Below are 19,195 nucleotides of genomic sequence, written 5' to 3'. Positions count from 1 at the left end.
CCCGGTGCGGCTCGCCCTTGTCCTGCTCGTCCTGGCGGCGGGCCTGGCCAGTCTCGCGATTCTGGGCTTTTCGCTCTGGGTCCGGCTGATGCCTGCGGACACTGCGCAATGGCATGTGGCGCCAGGGCCTGAGACCCGCACCGGCAAACCCAACGATTACCTCGTGCTGCCCGAAGGCGGCGACCGCGCCGCGCCGGTCTTCGCGATGCCGCCGGCTGACCTGGCCCTGGCCTTCGACGAGGTGGCGATGGCCGCGCCGCGCACCGTACGGCTGGCAGGAGGGCCCGACACGGGTCTCACAACCTATGTGCAGCGTAGCCGGCTGATGGGCTATCCCGACTTCGTCTCGGTCGAGGCGCGCGATCTGGGCGACGGGCGCGCGACGCTGGCGATCTGGTCGCGGGCGCGCTACGGGCGGTCAGATTTTGGCGTCAATGCCGCGCGCATCGACCGCTGGCTGGAGGCGCTGGAGCCGCTCGCGCAGTCCCGATGACACGCAGCCGGTGCCCATGTCGCGCCACATCGGCACATTGAGCGACATCTGGCATTGCGCCATGAAGGCGCGCCCATCCACGACAAGGCAGATCGTCTCGCCCAGCTCGACCCGGTTGCCGCCCTTGTCGGTGCAGTAGCAATCCACCGTTTTGCCGCCGATCTGGGCATCGGCCAGGGCGGGCAGGGGGGCCAGGATCACCAGGAGCGTGATGGTAAATCGTCTCATGATACCATTTTATCATATTCGCGCTCCGTGGGCGAGACACCCACAGGCCCACTTGACCGCCCGGCACGGATCGGGGAAACCCCGCGCATGATACCCATGGACAAGCTCGAGCAGATACGCGGGCGTTTCGAGTTTCTCGAAGCGAAGCTCGCCGCCGGTGTGGAGAGCGGCGAGATCGCGGCGCTCTCGCGCGAATATGCCGAACTGAAGCCGGTGGTGGAGGAAATCGACGCCTATCGCGACACCCTGCGCGAGATCGAGGCGGCGCAGGCGATGCTGGACGATCCGGAAATGGCCGGGCTGGCGCGCGAGGAACTGGAGACACTCCAGGCGCGGCTGCCGGAGCTGGAACATGCCGTGCGCCTCTCGCTGCTGCCGCGCGACAAGGCCGATGCGCGCCCCGCGATCCTGGAAATCCGGGCCGGCACCGGCGGCGAGGAAGCCGCGCTCTTCGCGGCCGATCTGCTGCGCATGTATCAGCGCTATGCCGAAGCCCGCGGCTGGAAAGTCGAGGTGGTGGAGGCGACCGCGACCGAGCTGGGCGGCTACCGCGAGGTGGTGGCCAATGTCACCGGGCAGAACGTCTTTGCGCGGCTCAAGTTCGAAAGCGGCGTGCACCGCGTCCAGCGCGTGCCGGAGACCGAGAGCGGCGGGCGCATCCACACCTCGGCGGCGACCGTGGCGGTATTGCCCGAGGCCGAGGAGGTCGATATCCAGATCGACCCCAACGACCTGCGCATCGACACGATGCGCGCCAGCGGCGCGGGCGGCCAGCATGTCAACACCACCGATTCCGCCGTGCGCATCACGCATGTGCCGACCGGGATCGTCGTCATCTCATCCGAGAAATCCCAGCACCAGAACCGCGCCATCGCCATGCAGGTGCTGCGCGCGCGGCTCTTCGACATGGAGCGTGCGCGCGCCGATGCCGATCGCGCGGCGAACCGCAAGGCACAGGTCGGAAGCGGCGACCGGTCCGAGCGGATACGGACCTACAATTTTCCGCAAGGCCGCGTCACCGACCACCGGATCGGGCTGACGCTCTACAAGCTCGACCAGGTCATGGCGGGCGATCTGGACGAGATCATCGACGCGCTCATTGCCGAGGTCCAGGCGAACCGTCTGGCCGAGCTCGACGCATGAGCACCGCCGCACGGGCGCTGGCGGCGGGCGCGGCGCGGTTGCGCGCTGCGGACATTCCCGATCCGGTCGGGGACGCGCGCCGTTTGCTGGCCCATGCGCTGGTTATCCCGCCAGGGCGGCTGACCCTGGTTCTTGCCGATCCGATAACGAACACGCAAGCGGCACGCTTCGAGGATGCGATAGCCGCGCGCGCCGCGCGGCGCCCGGTCTCGCAGATCACCGGGCGGCGGGCCTTCTGGGGGCGTGAGTTCATCACCGGGCCCGACGTGCTCGACCCGCGGCCCGAGACGGAGACGCTGGTTGCCGCGGCGCTGGAGCTGGAATTTGCCCGTGTGCTCGATCTCGGAACCGGCTCGGGTTGCATCCTGCTGAGCCTTCTGGCCGACCGGCCCGCTTCGCACGGAACCGGCACAGATCGCAGCGCGGCCGCATTGGACGTCGCCCGGCGCAACGCCGCAGCCCTGGGCCTGGAGGACCGCGCCACGCTTGTGCAGGCGGACTGGTTCGACGCGGTCGAAGGCCCCTTCGATCTGATCGTCTCGAACCCGCCCTATATCGCTGCGGGCGAAATGGCGGGGCTCGATCCGGAGGTGCGCGACTGGGAGCCGCATGAGGCGCTGACACCCGGCGGCGACGGGTTGGACGCCTATCGCGCCATCCTGGCCGCCGCGCGCGGCCACATGACGCCGGGGGGCCACCTGCTGCTGGAGATCGGCCCCACGCAGGCCGGGGCGGTTTTCGCGCTGGCCGACGCCGCCGGATTGCGCCGCGCGGGGCTGCAGCGGGACATGGATGGGCGCGACCGGGTTGTGCATCTGCGGGCATGACTGCGACAAATCGGCGTTTTCTCACGATTATCTGACATTGTTTCGCGGTTTTTGCTTGTTTTCGGCAAACTGTCAGGGTTACACCTTGGGGCGCGGATGGTGGAGCGGCCGATATGCTCCCCCGCGAGTAAGCCAGAAAAGACATCTGTCGGGACCTCGACCAGGGCGTCGAAGGAACACTTGAAGAACCCCCGCAGAAATTATGCCAAAAGGCTGGAAAACAAGCACAATGAGACCATCGAAGTCACGTTCGCGCGGCAAGGGCAACAGTAACCGCCGCTCTGTCGGAAATGTCATTAACCGAGTGTTCGACAGCTCCGGCCCCGAGGGCAAGGTGCGCGGTACGCCACAGCAGATCATCGAGAAATACCAGACGCTTGCGCGCGATGCGACGCTTGCCAACGACCGGGTCGCGGCTGAGAACTTCCAGCAGCACGCCGAACACTATACAAGGCTTCTGAGCGAGGCGATGCGCGAACAGGAAGCGCGGCGCGAGCAGCAGGAAGCCGCACAGCAGAACCGCCGGGACCGCGATCGCGGCGGGGACGGGCAGGGCCAGAATCCGGGTCAGAATCCGGGCCAGGGCGGCCAGCGGGCGCAGGACCAGCAGCCATCCCAGCAGCAGGATCAGCCCCGCGAGGAGCGCCGCCAGGCATCGGCCGATGTGGTCGATATGGGCGACGAGGACGAAGGCAGCGGCCTGGTGGAGACGCCGGAGAGCGCGCCCAAGAAACCCCGTCGCGCGCGCCGTAAATCGACCGGGGACGGCGGCGGCGGCAGCAACAATCCCGACGGCGAGCCGCAGGCGGCCGAGTAACGCCCGATCACGCTTCGGCAAGCGCCCGCGCCAGGGCGCAGAAACCTTCGATCGGCACCTGCTCGGCCCGGTCCGTGGGCGCGATTCCGGCGCGGCGCAGATGCTCCTCGATATCCGGGGCGAGCCCGCGCAGGCTGGCGCGCAGCATCTTGCGGCGCTGGTTGAAGGCCGTGGCGACGACGCGGCTCAGCACCTTCGGATCGGCGGGGTGGAGCGGCTCGGGCCGCGCCGTCAGATGCACCACGGCGGATCGAACCTTGGGCGCGGGCGTGAAGGCTTCGGGAGGCAGATCCATCACGATCCGCGCCTCCGCCCGCCACTGCGCAAGGATCGCCAAACGCCCGTAGGACTTGCCGCCCGGCGGCGCGACGATGCGTTCGGCCACCTCGCGCTGGAACATCAGCGTCAGGCTCTGCCAGAAGGGCGGCCAGAAGGCGGGCGTCAGCCAGCGCACGAGCAGTTCGGTTCCCACATTGTAGGGCAGGTTGGCGACCACCCGCACCGGCGGGGTCAGATGCGCCATCGGGTCGATCTCCAGCGCGTCGGCGTTCAGCACCTCCAGACGGCCGGGATAGGCGTCGGCGATCTGCGCAAGCGCCGGCAGACAGCGGCTGTCCTTCTCCACCGCAAGCACTCGTCGTGCGCCCTCCGCCAGCAGCCCGCGCGTCAGCCCGCCGGGGCCGGGACCGATCTCCAGCACGTCGCAGGCGCTCAGATCGCCGGCCTGACGCGCGATCTTGGCCGTCAGGTTCAGGTCGAGAAGGAAGTTCTGGCCCAGCGACTTACGCGCCGAGAGCCCGTGTTCGGCGATCACCGAGCGCAAGGGCGGCAGCCCGTCAATCATGCTCATTCGATGGGTCCGCTCATGCCGCCGCCCCGCGCCGCACTGCCATCCCGGCGGCCATGCGGAGCGCCGCGATCAGGCTCGCCGGATCGGCCCGGCCCTGTCCCGCGATGTCGAGTGCGGTGCCGTGATCGGGCGAGGTGCGGATGAAGGGCAGGCCCAGCGTGACATTGACGCCGCCCGCGAAATCCACGGTCTTGACCGGGATCAGCGCCTGGTCGTGATACATGCAGATCGCCACGTCGTAGCGCGCGCGCGCCGCCGGGTGAAACATGGTGTCGGCCGAGAGCGGCCCGGCGATCTCCAGCCCCTCGGCGCGCAGTACCTCAAGCGCGGGCGCGATCACGTCGATCTCCTCGCGGCCCATCGCGCCGCCCTCTCCGGCATGGGGGTTGAGCCCGGCCACGGCGATGCGCGGCGTCCGAAGCCCGAAATCGCGCCGCAGCCCCTCCGCGGTGATGCGGATCGTTCGGTCCAGCAGGTCGCGGGTCAGCGCGCGGGGCACCTTGGCGAGAGGGATATGGATCGTGACCGGAACCACTCGCAGCCCCGGCGCGGCCAGCATCATCACGGGCGTGACGCCGCCGGCCAGATCAGCCAGGTATTCGGTATGGCCGGGAAAGGCGAAGCCGGCGCCGTCCTGCAACGCCTTCTTGTGGATCGGGCCGGTCGTCAGGGCCGCCGCGCGACCCGCCTGCACCAGATCGACGGCGCGCGCGATCACCTCGACCACGGACGCGGCATTGGCCGGGTCGGGCCGGCCGGGTGTTGCCGCGGCGGGAAAGGGATGATGCAGAAGCGGCAGGCCCTCGGCGGCGGCGGCACGGGTGGCGATCGGATCCTCGATCTCCACCACCGGAATGTCCGGGGCGGCAGAAGTGACATGCGCCCGGTCGCCGATCAGGAAGAAAGGTGTCGCGGCACCCAGTTCGGCCCAGGCGCGGGCGGCGATCTCGGGACCGATGCCCGCCGGTTCCCCGCAGGTGAGCGCAATCGCCAGGGTCATTTCTCGACGATGATCGCGTCGGCCCTCAGTTCTTCGAGAAAACTGTCGGCATAGGATTGCAGGCGTTGGGCGAAGAGCCCCGCGCGCACCTGTTCGCGGTCGGTGTCGCCGGAAAGCTCGGCCGTGCGTCCGCAGAGCATCAGGAATTGCACTACGCCGTCGCGCCGTTCGGAAATCGAGACCTCTCCGGGATCGAGCCGGGCGATCTCCAGCGCGATCTCCTGCGGGATCTGCTCGGTCGGCAGAACCTCGCGGGTCACGTTCTCGTCCGGCGTGCTGTCGTCATGGCCGTAGAAATCATCGCAAGTGTCGAGTGTGCGATCAAGCTCGCGCGCGGCGGCGAGACCGGAACCGGCCGGAAAGAAGATCCGCAGATACTCGGCCGAAGCGGTGCGCGGGCGGGTGAATTCCTCTTCCCGGATGCCGTGAAACTTGAAGATCGCCAGCGCGTTCTGAAGCTGCATCGGCTCGGTGACCTGTCCGGGGTCCATCGACATCACCATCGAGGTGATCTGCGGCGGCAGGCGACCCAGCGGCAGCCAGCCCATCGACCCGCCCCTGTCGGCCGAGGGCGACACGGAAAAGGTCTGCGCCGCGTCGGGGAAGGAGCCACCCTGTTGGAGGCTGGTCGAGAGCTGCGCGGCGAGCTCGCGGTTGCTCTCCTCCAATTCGGGGGAGAGGGGAAGGATGATCTCGGAGAGGCGGATCGAGGCGCCGCTGTTGCCGCGCGCCAGCGCCATCGCGCGATCGACCTCGGCCTCCGAGACGCGAGCATCGGCCAGGAAGAGCGACCGGATCAGCCCGCGCCATAGCGTCCGGTTGGCCACGAAATCGCGATAGGTCTCCCGCTCGACGCCGTTGGCGGCCAGCACCTCGTTGAGCTGCGCATCCGACATGCCCATCTGCTCGGTGAAGTTGGCCATCGCCTCCTCGATCACGCCTTCCTGCGGGACGAGCCCCACGCGGTCCGCGGCGATCTGCTGCAGGCGCTCGTCGATCAGGTCGTCACGGGCCTGCTCTTCCAGATCGCCCAGCCGGTTCATCGCCGAAAGCAGCCGCGCACGCTGTTCGATCTCGTAATAGGTGATGGCCCGCTCGTTCACCGTGATCGCGGCCGAGAACGGGCTTTGCTGAGCGGGCGCGGCCGGGGCGCTGAAAGCCAGGCTGGCAACAAGGAAGGCGGCGGCGAGTTCTAGTCTCATCAGGTATTGTCCGTTCTGCGCATCATCCGCGGCATTTATGGGCCCGCGACGCCCCGTCCCCCCGGTCGCCGAAGCCGGTCAGCGAGACGGTGAGGCCGAAATCCGTCGACGGCGTCACATTAGTTGAGGATGTGAAGCGACGCGAGAGGGAAAGGTCAACCGCGATGCATTCGTTCTGGTAGGTCACGCCGAAGCCTGCGCGGGTCGTGTCGTCGGCCACGATGTCGTAGCGCCAGTTGGCCCGCGCGCGCCATTGGTCGGTGAGCTGATAACCGGCATCCACGTAAATCTCCGACAGATCTTCGGGCCGGCTTTCGGCGGGATCGGCGCGCAGCCAGACATAGGAGGAAGCCAGTTCCAGATCCTCGGTCGTCCAGCCCAGCCGGGCTTCGGCCTTGGCGAAATCGAGATCGTCGTCGAAGACCGCGCGATGAACCAGCGACAGGCCCGGCGAGACCGCGAAATGCACCGCGCTCACCCAGTCCGACGTGGTGCCCGAAAGCCCCGTGGCGGCGGTGAACTGGCCGAGATTCTCCTCCCGTATCACCCGGCCGGCGGCGAGCGTCATCGACCAGCCTTGCGGGTCGCGCCGGGTATAGCTGAGCCCCAGGTTGGCGCGCAGGCCGCGCTCCACCGCGTCGGCGCCCGAGAAGCGCGAAAGCGAGAAGAGGTTTGTTTCGTCGAACTCCACCAGCCGGCTGTCCTCGTTGGGCAGGGTGGTGCCGTCCTCGCGGCTCCAGACAAGCTGCGCGACGGGCTCGATCACATGGCTTGCATGCGTGCCGCCCTTGATCAACGGCCAGCGCAGTTCGGCGCCCAGGAAGGGCGTCACGCGGGCCTCGCTGCTGTCGAAGGCGCTGTCCTGCTGGATGCCGTAGAAATCCAGGTTGAGCGCAGCCAGCGACGAGAAGACCACGCCGCCCGGCAGAATCCAGTTGCGCCGCCAGTCGCCGCGCGCCGAGGCGCGCAGCGCGTCGCGGCTGTCGGGGCCGTCGTCGTCGGCGGTGCGGAAATATCCCAGCGTCTGCGCGGTCACGCTGGCGGTGCCGCCGATCCCGGCGGGGCTGAAGCGGCGCGTATATTCCGACTGAACGACCCAGGAGGGGATGGAGCGGTTCGACTCGTCGTCGCGCAGGCTACGGAAGGCGATGACCTCGCCCTCGATATGTTCGTCGCGGCGCGTCCGGGTCAGTTGCACGGAACTGTCCAGCCGGTCCTTGTCGGAATAGCCGTATTCCAGAAGATAGCCGGGGTCGCTGACAAGCTCGATATCGACGTTGAGCGTGAAATCCCGCGGCATCTCGAAGCGGCCCTGCGCGAAGAAATAGCCGCGGAGCTGATCCTCGGTCAGTTCGTCCTCGGTAATCGCGGACTGGAAATCCAGCTCGCCGCGCGCGAAACGCTGGCGATACCGCAGTTCCAGCGTCTGCGAGTCGTTCGTCGTCACATAGGGCGCCACGGTCAGGTCGGCATGGTCGCCCAGGGTGATGAAATAGGGCAGCTTGACGCCGGAGCCCAGGTTGTCCGTGGTCCGGAATTCCGGCACCAGGAAGCCGCTGGCACGCTTGACCGTCGGATCGGGCAGCGAGAGCCGCGGCGCCCAGGCCACCGGCAGGCCGAAGACTTCGAGCGTGGCGTTCTCGAAATAGAGCTTCCGCTTTTCCTCGTCATGGGTGACGGTCCGGGCGCGAATCTGCCAGATCGGCGTATCGCTGCTGTTGCAGATCTTGCAGCTTGAGGCGACCGAGCGGCGCATCTGCGTGTACCCGGTCTCCACGCGCTCCACCTCGGCGGCGGCAATCTGAAGCTGACGATCGAAAACCATGCGCGCACTGGTGAGTATGCCGTTCTTCAAGTCGGCCGACAGTTCGGCCATGTCGGCCAGGATCACCGTGCGCTCACCATCCTGGAGAGTGATCGGACCCTCCACGACGATACGGTCCGCCTGACCGTCATAGGTGATGCGCGAGGCGGTGAGCCGCGTGTCCTCCTGCAATATCTCGACATTGCCCGAGGCCACGAGATTGCGCTCCCGGCTGTCGAAATCCACCCGGTCGGCGATCAGGGTCGCGGGGGCGTCGCGGCTTTGGCCCAGCCCGGCCGGTGCCGTCCAGCCCGCGATCGCAACGCCTAGAAGTAGCGTTCGGACCAGACGCCGCATTCAGCCGTCCTCCAGATGCAGCATCAATCCCAGCGACAGGCAGATCGCGGCGAGCGGCGGACTCCAGGCCGCCACCTGCACGGGGATCTCGCCGTTCTCGCCCAGAACCTGCGCGAAATTGCGCAGGAAGAAAACCGTGACCCCGGCCATCAGCGCCAGCAAAACCATCAGTCCGGTACGCCCGAAGCGGGTGTGGCGCATGGTAAAGCCGGCGGCGACCAGCACCATCGCCGCCAAAAGCAGCGGCTTGGCCAGTTCCATCTGGAAATAGACCCGGTGCTGCATGGCCGAGAAGCCGGCCTGTTCAAGCTGCCCGATGAAGCGTGGCAGGTCCCAGACGGAGATCGCCGCAGGGGAGCCGAAACTGTCACGTATCTGTTCGCGCGTCAGATCGGAGGGCAGGCGGAACGACGCGAAAGTCTCTGCCTCTGCCTCCGGGTTCCTGCCCGGCGTGGCGAAATCCCACCGCTTGCCGGCGCCGACGCGCCAGGCGCCCTTGATCAGCTCGGCGCTCTCGGCCTCGATCCGGAAGAGCGCGCGCCCGTCGCGGTCGAAGGCGAAGAACGTCACGGCGTTGAGCCGCGTGCCATCCAGATTGGCGCTCGCCGCGTGGATGACGGTCTGGCCCAGCGCGTTGCCCTGCCGCAGCCAGAGCCCCTCGCGGCTGATCGACAGCACGCTTTCGACGCCGCGCGCATAGCGGGTGGCCAGCCGGTCGTATTCCTGCGCCGTGGCCGCGACGATGGGGTTGAGCACCCCGACGAGAGTCGCACCCAGCATGAAGGCGGTCAGCGCGGGCGCGGCGACGCTGCGCAGCGCCGAGCGGCCCGAGGCCCGCGTCACCACCAGCTCGGAAGTGCGCGCGAGGCTCAGGAAGAGCGCGATGGTGGCCAGCACGACAATCAGCGGCGTGATATGATAGAGGTTGGTCGGCGCGTTCAGCAGCGCCAGCCCCAGCGCCTCGCCGAAGCCCACCACGTCGCTGTCGAAACGGCGAAGATGCTCGACCATGTCGATCATGACGTTGAGCGTGAAGAAGGCGCCGAAGACCGCGATCAGGCTGAACAGGAACTTGCGCGCGAAATAGAGATGCAGCGTCACGGCGTTACCCCCTGCGCGGGCGGTTGCGGACCGGGCCGCCGTGTCAGCGGATGGTTGGCATAGCCCAGCACCGCCAGTACCACGGCCGTGCCGACGACGATCTGGAGATAGAGCAACGGCCACAGGTCGCCATTGTCGCGCAACTGGTCCTCGACCCGGCTTCCGATGCTCCAGACCAGGACCAGCACGACGATGGCGCCGACGACCTGGCGCCAGAGACCGAACCGGCTGAACCCGCCCAGCAGCAGGACCGCCATCCCGATCGCCACATAGACGAACGGCGCCAGCGTCTCGGAGATGCGGCGATGCGCCTCCAGCGAAAGCTGCTCGCGGGTGCGCGCAGTCGCCGCCAGCGTCTCCTGCGACGGGTAAAGCAGCGACAGAGTGTTCAACTCGCGCATGCTGGTGCGGTCGTTTGCACCGAAATCCAGGAACCGGCCCATGTCGTATGTCAGATCCTCGAAGGCCACGGTCGACAGCCGGCTGCCGTTCGGGTCCAGTGTCTGGAGCCGACCGTCGAACATAACGAGCTTGGGCGCGGCGTCCGTCCCTTCGCCGCGCACCAGAAATGCGCTGCGGGCGGTATAGGTTGTGGAATTTCCATTCTCCAGGCTTTCATGCATGAAGAGGTTCTTCAGCTCGTCCGCCGGCGTGATGTCCCCAATATAGAAGGTCACGCCCGAAACCGGATGCAGGAATTTTCCCGGCACGATCAGGCGAGCCGTGTAGTCGCGGGAGATCTCGGCCTGGCGTTCGAAAAGCTGCGCGCGGCTGACCGGAACCAGCACATGCGACAGCGCGCCTACCAGCAGCGCCACGATCAGCGCGAAGACCATGAAGGGGCGGATCAGGCGGAAAGCCCCCATGCCGGAGGATTCCAGCACCACGCGCTCGCTCTCCGAACTCAGCCGGTTCATGACGTAGACCGCCGAGGCGAAGGCCGCGACGGGCAGGACCAGCCGCATCACGTTGGGCAGCGAGAGCGCGATCACCTCCAGGAAGACCCAGGCGGACTGGCCGTCGGCGATGAGTTTGTCGAAGATGCCGATGGCCCGGTTGACCCAATAGACCGAAATCAGGATCAGCGAAAAAATGCCAAACAGCGCAATGAGTTGCGACAGGACGTATCTGTCGATTCTCGACACGCGCGGCTTCCTCCCGTTGGACTGGCCGGAGACTAGCCCATTCTATCGCGGGGCAACAGACCCATCTGGCCATTCCGGCGGCGGGGCGCTACCACTATGGGCAATGCCGATCTCAAGTGAATGGAGCCGCCTATGACCGACCTCGTCGCCGTCGATTTCACCGCCACCGATCTGGACCGGATCGCCGCGGCCGAGGGCCGTGTCGCGGTTCTGATCACGCCCGACGGCAAGCTCGATCAGGGCGCGCGGCGCGTCAACCGGCTGACCAAGGGGGCGCTGGCGCGCTTCGTCGAAAGCAAGCCCTTCGAGAAGCTGTCGGAGGGCGCGGCGCAGGTGCTGGCCTACCCGACCGGTCTCGCCGCCGAAGCGGTAATCGTGGTCAAGCTCTCGCGCCGCCCGGATACGGAAACCGCCCGCAAGGCCGGTGCGGCGCTGGCGCGCAACATGGGCGAGGGGGCGCTTCTGGCGCTGGCCGGCAACACGCAGCGCTGCGCCGACATTGCCTATGGCCTGATGCTGACAGCCTATGACTTCACCGACCACAAGACCGGCGAGGCAGCGGAGAAGACCCGCGGTGCGGTCACGGTGATGGCCAGCAAGCCGGAGGAGGTGGCGGAGGCCGCCGAAACACTGCGCGCGGTGGCCGAGGGCGTGTTCTTCACCCGCGATCTGGTCAACGCGCCGGCCAACGTGCTGACCACGACCGAGTTTGCCGCCCGCGTGGCCGACATGGAGAAGCTGGGTCTCATCGTCGAGGTGCTGGAGGAAAAGGAGCTGGAGGAACTCGGCATGCGCGCGCTCCTGGCCGTGGGGCAGGGCTCCGAGAGCCCGTCCAGGGTGGCGGTGATGGAATGGCGCGGCGGCGGCGACGAGGCGCCATTGGCACTGGTCGGCAAGGGCGTGGTGTTCGACACCGGCGGCATCTCGATCAAGCCCTCCGCCGGGATGGAGGAGATGACGATGGATATGGGCGGCGCGGGCGTCGTCTCGGGCGTGATGCGCGCGGTCGCCCGGCGCAAGGCCCGCGCCAACGTGGTCGGGCTGATCGGGCTGGTCGAGAACATGCCGGACGGCCGTGCGCAGCGCCCCGGCGATGTCGTGGTCTCGATGAAGGGCGACACGATCGAGGTGATCAACACCGATGCCGAGGGGCGACTGGTGCTGGCCGATGTACTCTGGTACGCGCAGGAGCGGTTCAAACCCTCGGGCGTGATCGACCTGGCGACGCTGACCGGCGCCATCATCGTCGGTCTGGGCAACGAGAATACCGGCGTCTTCTCCAATGACGATGCCTTCTGCGTCGCCTTCCTGAAGGCCGCCGCTGCGGAGTCCGAAGGCGCATGGCGGATGCCGATGGGGCCTGCCTATGACAAGCTCATCAAGTCGCGCATCGCGGATATCAAGAATTCCGCTGGGCGGCCCGCGGGCTCGATCACCGCGGCGCAGTTCCTGGGCCGGTTCGTCAAGGACGACATGCCCTGGATCCATCTCGACATCGCTGGCACGGCGCTGGTCAAGGAGGACACCGCCCTGGCCCCGAAGGGCGCGACGGGCTGGGGGGTGCGCGCGCTCGACCGGCTGATCCGCGACCGCTACGAAAGCTGATGGCCGAGGTCTTCTTCTACCACCTGACGCGCAGCCCGCTGGAGGCGACGCTGCCGATGCTGCTGGAGAAGTCGCGCGCTGCGGGCTGGCGCGTGCTGGTGCGCGGCGGCGACGCGGCGCGGCTGGACTGGCTTGATGAGCGGCTCTGGCTGGTGCCCGAGGACGGCTTCCTTCCGCACGGGCTGGCGGGCGGGCCGCATGACTCGGCGCAGCCCGTCCTGCTAAGCGCCGAAGCCGGGCCGCCGGCCAACGGGGCGCAGGCGCTGATCTGCGTCGATGGCGCGCGGGCCGACCCGGCCGAGATCGACGGGTTCACGCGGGTCAGCATCCTCTTTGACGGCAACGACGCGGCGGCGGTGGCGGCGGCGCGCGACCAGTGGCGTGCCCTGACCGATGCGGGCGCGCCCGCGCGCTACTGGAGCCAGGAAAGCGGCAACTGGGCCGAGAAGGCGTCAAAGAACGTCTGACGCCGCCCGGAGCCGGGAGGACCCGAAGCGATGAGGTGTGGGGTGGCCTGCGGCCTTGCTCCGCACGGAGGCAAGAGGCGCAGGTCGGCCAAGGCCATATGTTGCAGGTCAAGGGAAGGCCGCGCCTAGCGGTGCAGCAGCATCCGGCTGCCCGCGATCTCGATCTTCGCGAAGCGTTGCAGATAGCTCATGCCCAGAAGCGACTGGTCCATCTGCCCGTCATTCACCCAGGCGGTCACGTTGCGGTCGGAGATGCCGCCGATGGACAGGCTGTCGAGCCGCACCCGCGCGGTGCGCACCATGCCGTTGGCGGTGTTGGCCTCGCCCCAGTAGTCGAGGCTTTCCGGGTCGAGCCCGACGCGGCGCGCGTCCTCGCGACTCAGCACGATGCCGCTGGCCCCGGTATCCACAACGAAACGTACCGGCGTGTCGTTGACGCCCAGGCGCAAGTAGAAATGGCCGTCGGCGGCGCGCGGAACTTCGATTGTACCGCTCTCCATCACCGTGGCGCGCGGGCCGTCCACCGTGCGCCGCAGGTCATCCCAGAGCCCCACCGCGACGATGGCGCCGATGAAGATGAAGGCCCAGATCGCGCCCTGCTGCGCCAGCCGCGAGAGATTGCCGCGGTTCTGCACGATGAAATAGCCGCCGATCGCGCTGCCCAGCAGAACGAGATAGAGGAGCCGTGCGAGGGAATCGTTCTCCATCAGGTCAATTTAGGGAGCCGCCCGCGGCATGGGTAGGGGGCGGGCTCAGATCACGCCGAAATCGCGCAGTCCGTCGAGCACGAACTGTACCGAGAGCGCGGCCAGCAGCATCCCCAGAAGCCGCGAGATGACCAGCGTGCCGGTATGGCCCAGCGCGCGTTCCAGCGGCGCGGCGGCGAGAAAGAGGATGAAGGCCAGTCCCACAACGCCCAACATCACCAGGTGAACCATCAGAAGATGCAGAGGGTCGCCGCCGCTCTGACCGGCGAGCAGGATCATCGTGGCCATTGCGCCGGGTCCGGCGATGAGCGGCATGGCCAGCGGGAAGACCGACGGGTCGTCATGCTCGGCGGTCTGACCCTCGCGGCGCTGGCTGCGGCGCTCGAAGAGCATGTCGAGCGCGGTGATGAAAAGCAGGATGCCGCCGGAGATGCGGAAGGCGGGCATCGAGATACCGACGAAGTTCAGCACCGCCTCGCCGGCCAGACCGAAGACGGTCAGCAGGGCCACGCCCGTCAGACAGGCACGGATCGCGATGCCCCGCCGGGCGCGCCCCGAGGCTCCGCGGGTGAGCGCCACGAAGACCGGCGTCAGCCCGATCGGGTCGATGATGACGAACAGCGCCACGAAGGCCGTGATTGCCACCGATGGATCCACTGCTTTAGCCCTCCGCCGCGTCCAGCTTGTCCTGCGCCTTGAGCCAGAGCGACTCGGCCAGTTCGAGCCCGGCGGCCACCTCGGCGCGTTTCTTCTGCCATTTCGCGGCTTCCCCGGCCTTGCCCGGAAGGTAGAGCGCGGGGTCCGCAAGCCGTTGGTCGAGCTTCGCGCGCATCTCCTGGAGCTTTTCGATCCGCGCCTCGCAACGGCCGACCTCGGCGCGTAGATCCTTGATCCGGTCGCGCGGCGCGGGGCGGGGCCGGGCGGGCGCGGGCCGGGCGGCGGGAGCGGCCGCGGCGGGTTTCTCGCCCAGCAATTGCCTGCGATAGGCGTCGAGCGTGTCGTCGAAGACGCGCACGGCGCCGCCTTCCACCAGCCAGAGCCTGTCCGCGGTCAGGTTGAGAAGGTGGAAATCGTGGCTGACCAGGATCACCGCGCCCTCGTAACCCGCCAGCGCCTGCACCAGCGCCTCGCGGCTCTCGATGTCGAGATGGTTCGTGGGCTCGTCGAGGATCAGCAGGTGCGGCGCGTCGATCGTGGCCAGCAGCAGCGACAGCCGCGCCTTCTGCCCGCCCGAGAGCCGCCCGACCGCCGTTTCGGCCTGATCGGCGCCCAGCCCGAACCCGGCGAGCCGCGCCCGCAGCTTGGCGGGCGGCGTGCCGGGCAGGGCGCGCGCGAGATGCTGAAGCGGGGTTTCCGCCACCACCAGTTCGTCGACCTGGTGCTGCGCGAAATACCCGACCCTGAGCCGCGAGGCGCGGGTCATCCGTCCGTCCATCAGCGGCAGTTTGTCGGCAAGCAACTTGGAGAGGGTCGATTTGCCCTCGCCATTGCGCCCCAGGAGCGCGATCCGGTCGTCCTGGTCGATCCTCAGATCGAGTCGCCGCAGGACCGGCGCGCCGCCATAGCCGACCGCGCCCCCTTCGAGCGCGATGATCGGCGGCGAGAGCGGATCGGGCGCGGGAAAGGTGAACTGGATCGACCGGCCCGCCTTCATCTGGGTGATCGGCTCCATCCGTTCCAGCATCTTGAGACGAGACTGCGCCTGGCGCGCCTTGTCGGCCTTGTAGCGGAACCGGTCGACATAGCTTTGCAGATGCCTGCGCTGCGCGTCTTGCTTGCGGGCCTCCGCGGCGGCCTGGGCGGCGGCCTCGCGCCGCTGGCGGTCGAACTGGTCGTAGGGACCCTGGTAGAGCGTCAACTTTCGCTCGTCGAGATGCAGGATCGCGCCCACCGCACGGTTCAGCAGCCCGCGGTCGTGGCTGATGATGATGACGGTATGCGGATAGCGCGCGAGGTAGCTTTCCAGCCAGAGAGCGCCTTCGAGATCGAGGTAGTTCGTGGGCTCGTCCAGGAGCAGCAGATCGGGCTCGGCGAAGAGCACCGCGGCCAGCGCCACGCGCATCCTCCAGCCGCCGGAGAAATCCGCGCAGGGGCGGGCCTGTGCGGCACTGTCGAAGCCCAGCCCGACCAGGATCGAGGCCGCGCGCGCCTCCGCCGACCAGGCGTCGATATCGGCCAGCCGCGCATGGACCTCGCCGATGCGGGCGGCATCGCCCGTCGTCTCGGCCTCGGCCATGAGTTCCAGCCGCTCAGTATCGGCCGCCAGCACGGTGTCGAGGAGCGAAGTCGGCCCGGCCGGCACTTCCTGCGCGACGCCGCCGATGCGGGTCCGGCTGGGCATGGAAATCTCACCGCCCTCCAGCGCCAGTTCGCCCCGGATGAGCCGGAAGAGCGTCGTCTTGCCGGTGCCGTTCGCGCCCATGAGCCCGACCTTGTGCCCGGTCGGGATCGTGGCGGAGGCGCCTTCGAGGAGGGGCCGGCCCTCGACGCTGTAGGATATGTCGCTGATGCGTAGCATGGCGTCCCTCTGCCCGAGTGCCGTGCGGGTGTCAATCGGCGGGTATTGGCGCTTTTCAACCTGCGCCCCCCATGCTACGGGGCAGCCGGACGATCCGGGGCGGGGCGCAGAGGGCACCCGCCGAGCCGCTGACAAGAGGGACCATCAATGGCACTGCAACGCACTTTCTCGATCATCAAACCCGACGCGACCGAGCGCAACCTGACCGGCGCCATCAACGCCAAACTGGAAGGCGCGGGGCTGCGCATCGTCGCGCAGAAGCGTCTGCACCTGACCAAGGCGCAGGCCGAGAAATTCTACGAGGTCCACAGGGAGCGGCCCTTCTATGACGAATTGACCAGCTTCATGTCCTCGGGTCCGATCGTGGCGCAGGTGCTCGAGGGCGAGGACGCGATCGCGAAGAACCGCGAGGTGATGGGCGCGACCAACCCCGCCGAGGCGGCCGAGGGCACGATCCGCAAGGAATTCGCGCGCTCGCTGGGCGAAAACTCGGTCCACGGCTCCGACGCTGCGGAAACCGCCGCCGTCGAGATCGCCTATTTCTTCTCCGGGCTGGAACTGGTCGGCTGACGCCGATCCGCCACCGTCGGGCCTGCGACGCGATGCCGTCCCCCTGGGGGCGGCATTTTTCGTTGCTGGGGGCGCTGCCCCCCGCCGCGGCTGCGCCACGCCGTCCCCCGGAGTATTTTTCGAAAGGCGAAGGGCGGGATCAGCGGGTGGGGAGGGCGCGCACGCCCAGCCGGTCAAGCTCACGTTCGAGCACCGTGGCGGGCGCGGCCGTGGCGCGTTTGCAGAGCGCGTCGAAGCGGGCGCGCAGCGCGGTTTTCTCGGCCCCGCGGCAGTCGTTCCAGGGGCGCCCCTGGAGCCCCATGACCAGCGCGTAATACGCGATGAAATGCGGATTCGCGCCGCTCTCCAGCAGCCGGGCATAGGCGTCGTCGGCGCCCAGCGCGCGCAGTTCGTCCGCCGTGGCGATGCCCGCGCGGGCGAAGGCCGCGTCGGAGGCCGGGCCGAGATTGCGGATCGCGGAGACCGGCCCGGTCACGGCAGGTGGACCGGGGTGCGGTCGCCGGCGGCGAAGCGGCGCAGCACGGCGGGGTAGAGGCGGTGCTCCATCTCCAGCACACGCGCGGCGAGGCTTTGGGGCGTGTCGCCGGGGCGGACCGGTACCCGCGCCTGGCCCAGGATCGGCCCGCCGTCGAGCTCGGCCGTGACCTCGTGCACGGTGCAACCATGTTCCGAGTCGCCCGCGGCCAGCGCGCGCGCATGGGTGTCGAGCCCGCGATGGCGCGGCAGGAGCGAGGGGTGGATGTTGAGCATCCGCCCGGCCCAGCGGCGGGTGAAGCCCGGTGTCAGGATGCGCATGAAACCCGCGAAACAGAGGATGTCGGGCGCGGCAGCGTCGAGCGCGGCGTTCATCTCGGCCTCGAAGGCGGCGCGGTCCTTGCGGTGACGGCGGTGATCGGTCACGGCGGTGGGCACGCCGAGCCGCCGGGCCTTCTCCAGCCCAGCCGCATCCGGCCGGTTGGAGAGCACCAGCACCGGCCGGGCGGGATGATCGCCGGTCATGCTCTCAACGAGCGCCACCATGTTGGAGCCGCCGCCGGAGATCAGGATCGCGACGCGCCGGGGTGTCACCCCAACGCCCCGCTGTAGCGCACCCCCGCGCCGGCGCTTACGCGGCCGATCGGGGTTACGGTCTCGCCCGCGGCGCGCAATTGCCCTGCCAGCCGGTCGGCGGCGCCGGGCTCGGCCACGGCCACCATGCCGATGCCGCAATTGAAGGTCTTGAGCATCTCGGCCTGCTCCAGCCCGCCCTGATCCGCAAGCCAGCGGAAGACCGGCGGCAGCGGCCAGCGATCCAGTGCTATTTCCGCGCCCAGCCCTTCGGGCAGGACGCGCGGCAGGTTCTCGGTCAGTCCGCCGCCGGTGATATGTGCAAGCGCCCGCAACCCGCCATGGCGCAAAGCGTCCAGCACCGGGCGCACGTAGATGCGCGTGGGCGTCAGCAACGCCGCGCCCAGCGTGCCGGGGCCGAAGGGGCAGGGCGCGTCCCAGTCCAGTTCTGAGCGGTCCACGATCCGGCGGACAAGCGAATAGCCATTGGAATGCACCCCGTCGGAGCCGAGACCCAGCAGCACGTCACCCTCGGCGACACCGGTGGGGAGGCTCTGGCCACGCTCCATCGCGCCCACGGCGAAGCCCGCGAGGTCGAAATCGCCCGCGCCGTACATGCCCGGCATCTCGGCCGTCTCGCCACCTATCAGTGCCGCGCCGGCGCGCGTGCAGCCCTCGGCGATGCCTTCGATCACCTGAGCGGCCTCGGCCGGATCGAGCTTTCCGGTGGCGAAATAGTCGAGGAAGAAGAGCGGCTCGGCCCCCTGGCAGACCAGGTCGTTCACGCACATCGCGACGAGGTCGATGCCCACCGTATCGAGCCGCCCGGTGTCGATGGCGATGCGCAGCTTGGTGCCGACGCCATCGGTTGCGGCAACCAGCACCGGGTCGGCGTAGCCCGCGCCCCTGAGATCGAAGAGCGCGCCGAAGCCGCCGAGCGCGTCCACCACGCCCGCGCGCCGGGTTGCCGCGGCGGCGGGCTTGATCCGCTCCACCAGCGCGTTGCCCGCGTCGATATCCACGCCCGCCTGGGCATAGGTCAGCCCCTTGTCGCTCGTCATCGCCGGATGTCCCCTGCCAGATGCCCGCTGAATATGTCGCGCGCATCTCCTAGCCCAAGCGCGCGGCGAAGGGAACCGCCCGCGCGCATCCCGTGGCGCTTGACCGCCCCCCGCGACGCACGTAATCACGGGAGCCAGGCGGGCCTGTAGCTCAATTGGTTAGAGCAGAGCGCTCATAACGCTTTGGTTGGGGGTTCGAGTCCCTCCGGGCCTACCAGAACCCTGACTGTACGGCCCGAAACCCTGCGCTCGG

At 68.4% G+C, this 19,195-nt stretch carries 20 protein-coding genes and 1 tRNA gene; 8 read left to right on the top strand and 13 right to left on the bottom strand.

Going from position 1 to position 19,195, the window contains the following annotated elements; genetic code table 11:
- Positions 1–4: 4 nt before the first annotated feature.
- On the top strand, positions 5–493 hold the full coding sequence (locus DDZ14_RS00175) for a DUF1499 domain-containing protein (RefSeq protein ID WP_233252414.1): 489 nt from the start codon (positions 5–7) through the stop codon (positions 491–493).
- Here the strand turns inward: DDZ14_RS00175 and DDZ14_RS00170 are convergent.
- A complete protein-coding gene (locus DDZ14_RS00170; protein ID WP_109422925.1) occupies positions 419–721 on the bottom strand; it encodes a hypothetical protein in 303 nt (100 codons plus the stop codon). The genes DDZ14_RS00175 and DDZ14_RS00170 overlap by 75 nt on opposite strands.
- 87 nt (positions 722–808) lie before the next feature.
- On the opposite strand from DDZ14_RS00170, the gene prfA reads away from it, so the two are divergent.
- From prfA to DDZ14_RS00155, 3 genes are all read left to right on the top strand, one after another.
- Positions 809–1,864: a peptide chain release factor 1 gene (gene prfA, locus DDZ14_RS00165; protein WP_109422924.1), complete on the top strand. Its 1,056-nt coding sequence runs from the start codon at positions 809–811 to the stop codon at positions 1,862–1,864.
- Positions 1,861–2,691: a peptide chain release factor N(5)-glutamine methyltransferase gene (prmC, locus tag DDZ14_RS00160; RefSeq protein ID WP_109422923.1), complete on the top strand. Its 831-nt coding sequence runs from the start codon at positions 1,861–1,863 to the stop codon at positions 2,689–2,691. Before prfA ends, prmC begins: the two co-directional genes overlap by 4 nt.
- 229 nt (positions 2,692–2,920) lie before the next feature.
- Positions 2,921–3,508: a DUF4167 domain-containing protein gene (locus DDZ14_RS00155; protein ID WP_109422922.1), complete on the top strand. Its 588-nt coding sequence runs from the start codon at positions 2,921–2,923 to the stop codon at positions 3,506–3,508.
- Between the two features lie 7 nt (positions 3,509–3,515).
- Here DDZ14_RS00155 and rsmA read toward each other — a convergent pair whose 3' ends face one another.
- Genes rsmA through lptF form a run of 6 tightly spaced genes read right to left on the bottom strand, consistent with a single transcriptional unit; the run spans position 3,516 to position 10,967 of the window.
- A complete protein-coding gene (gene rsmA, locus DDZ14_RS00150) occupies positions 3,516–4,358 on the bottom strand; it encodes a 16S rRNA (adenine(1518)-N(6)/adenine(1519)-N(6))-dimethyltransferase RsmA (protein ID WP_109422921.1) in 843 nt (280 codons plus the stop codon).
- 13 nt (positions 4,359–4,371) lie between these two features.
- Positions 4,372–5,358 (bottom strand): 4-hydroxythreonine-4-phosphate dehydrogenase PdxA, encoded by a 987-nt coding sequence (gene pdxA / locus DDZ14_RS00145; RefSeq protein WP_109422920.1) that lies wholly within the window; start codon positions 5,356–5,358, stop codon positions 4,372–4,374.
- Complete coding sequence (locus DDZ14_RS00140) at positions 5,355–6,560, bottom strand: peptidylprolyl isomerase (RefSeq protein WP_109422919.1); 1,206 nt, start codon at positions 6,558–6,560, stop codon at positions 5,355–5,357. The genes pdxA and DDZ14_RS00140 overlap by 4 nt, the downstream gene beginning before the upstream one ends.
- 22 nt (positions 6,561–6,582) lie before the next feature.
- The gene (locus DDZ14_RS00135) at positions 6,583–8,721 is read right to left on the bottom strand and encodes an LPS-assembly protein LptD (RefSeq protein ID WP_109422918.1); all 2,139 of its coding nucleotides are present in this window, start codon (positions 8,719–8,721) and stop codon (positions 6,583–6,585) included.
- Positions 8,722–9,822 carry an LPS export ABC transporter permease LptG gene (gene lptG / locus DDZ14_RS00130; protein WP_109422917.1) on the bottom strand — a complete coding sequence of 367 codons (1,101 nt, stop codon included), beginning with the start codon at positions 9,820–9,822 and terminating at the stop codon, positions 8,722–8,724. It lies immediately after the preceding gene.
- The gene (lptF, locus tag DDZ14_RS00125) at positions 9,819–10,967 is read right to left on the bottom strand and encodes an LPS export ABC transporter permease LptF (RefSeq protein WP_109422916.1); all 1,149 of its coding nucleotides are present in this window, start codon (positions 10,965–10,967) and stop codon (positions 9,819–9,821) included. Before lptF ends, lptG begins: the two co-directional genes overlap by 4 nt.
- A gap of 132 nt (positions 10,968–11,099) precedes the next feature.
- Here lptF and DDZ14_RS00120 point away from each other — a divergent pair, with 132 nt between their 5' ends.
- The gene (locus tag DDZ14_RS00120) at positions 11,100–12,572 is read left to right on the top strand and encodes a leucyl aminopeptidase (RefSeq protein WP_109422915.1); all 1,473 of its coding nucleotides are present in this window, start codon (positions 11,100–11,102) and stop codon (positions 12,570–12,572) included.
- Complete coding sequence (locus DDZ14_RS00115) at positions 12,572–13,039, top strand: DNA polymerase III subunit chi (protein WP_109422914.1); 468 nt, start codon at positions 12,572–12,574, stop codon at positions 13,037–13,039. The genes DDZ14_RS00120 and DDZ14_RS00115 overlap by 1 nt, the downstream gene beginning before the upstream one ends.
- A 125-nt stretch (positions 13,040–13,164) precedes the next feature.
- Here DDZ14_RS00115 and DDZ14_RS00110 read toward each other — a convergent pair whose 3' ends face one another.
- Genes DDZ14_RS00110 through DDZ14_RS00100 form a run of 3 tightly spaced genes read right to left on the bottom strand, consistent with a single transcriptional unit; the run spans position 13,165 to position 16,264 of the window.
- A complete protein-coding gene (locus DDZ14_RS00110; RefSeq protein WP_109422913.1) occupies positions 13,165–13,746 on the bottom strand; it encodes a TIGR02281 family clan AA aspartic protease in 582 nt (193 codons plus the stop codon).
- A gap of 45 nt (positions 13,747–13,791) precedes the next feature.
- Positions 13,792–14,403 (bottom strand): MarC family protein, encoded by a 612-nt coding sequence (locus DDZ14_RS00105; RefSeq protein ID WP_109422912.1) that lies wholly within the window; start codon positions 14,401–14,403, stop codon positions 13,792–13,794.
- A 4-nt stretch (positions 14,404–14,407) separates the two neighbouring features.
- Positions 14,408–16,264 (bottom strand): ABC-F family ATP-binding cassette domain-containing protein, encoded by a 1,857-nt coding sequence (locus DDZ14_RS00100; protein ID WP_109422911.1) that lies wholly within the window; start codon positions 16,262–16,264, stop codon positions 14,408–14,410.
- A gap of 147 nt (positions 16,265–16,411) precedes the next feature.
- Between DDZ14_RS00100 and ndk the strand changes: the two genes are divergently transcribed.
- Positions 16,412–16,834, top strand: coding sequence for a nucleoside-diphosphate kinase (gene ndk / locus DDZ14_RS00095; RefSeq protein ID WP_109422910.1), 423 nt, complete (start codon positions 16,412–16,414; stop codon positions 16,832–16,834).
- 139 nt (positions 16,835–16,973) lie between these two features.
- Here the strand turns inward: ndk and DDZ14_RS00090 are convergent, their stop codons facing one another.
- The 3 genes from DDZ14_RS00090 to purM are packed head-to-tail and all read right to left on the bottom strand — an operon-like array spanning position 16,974 to position 18,942.
- Positions 16,974–17,309, bottom strand: coding sequence for a TfoX/Sxy family protein (locus DDZ14_RS00090; protein ID WP_109422909.1), 336 nt, complete (start codon positions 17,307–17,309; stop codon positions 16,974–16,976).
- A complete protein-coding gene (gene purN / locus DDZ14_RS00085; protein ID WP_109422908.1) occupies positions 17,306–17,902 on the bottom strand; it encodes a phosphoribosylglycinamide formyltransferase in 597 nt (198 codons plus the stop codon). Before purN ends, DDZ14_RS00090 begins: the two co-directional genes overlap by 4 nt.
- Positions 17,899–18,942, bottom strand: coding sequence for a phosphoribosylformylglycinamidine cyclo-ligase (gene purM / locus DDZ14_RS00080; protein ID WP_109422907.1), 1,044 nt, complete (start codon positions 18,940–18,942; stop codon positions 17,899–17,901). Before purM ends, purN begins: the two co-directional genes overlap by 4 nt.
- A gap of 140 nt (positions 18,943–19,082) precedes the next feature.
- On the opposite strand from purM, the gene DDZ14_RS00075 reads away from it, so the two are divergent.
- Positions 19,083–19,159: transfer RNA gene (locus DDZ14_RS00075), tRNA-Ile, on the top strand.
- Positions 19,160–19,195: the final 36 nt, after the last annotated feature.

It is taken from the genome of Maritimibacter sp. 55A14, assembly GCF_003122205.1.
Lineage (GTDB): Bacteria > Pseudomonadota > Alphaproteobacteria > Rhodobacterales > Rhodobacteraceae > QEYE01.
The sequence above is the reverse complement of the archived record's forward strand: the minus strand, read 5'-3'. Positions and strand labels throughout refer to the sequence as shown.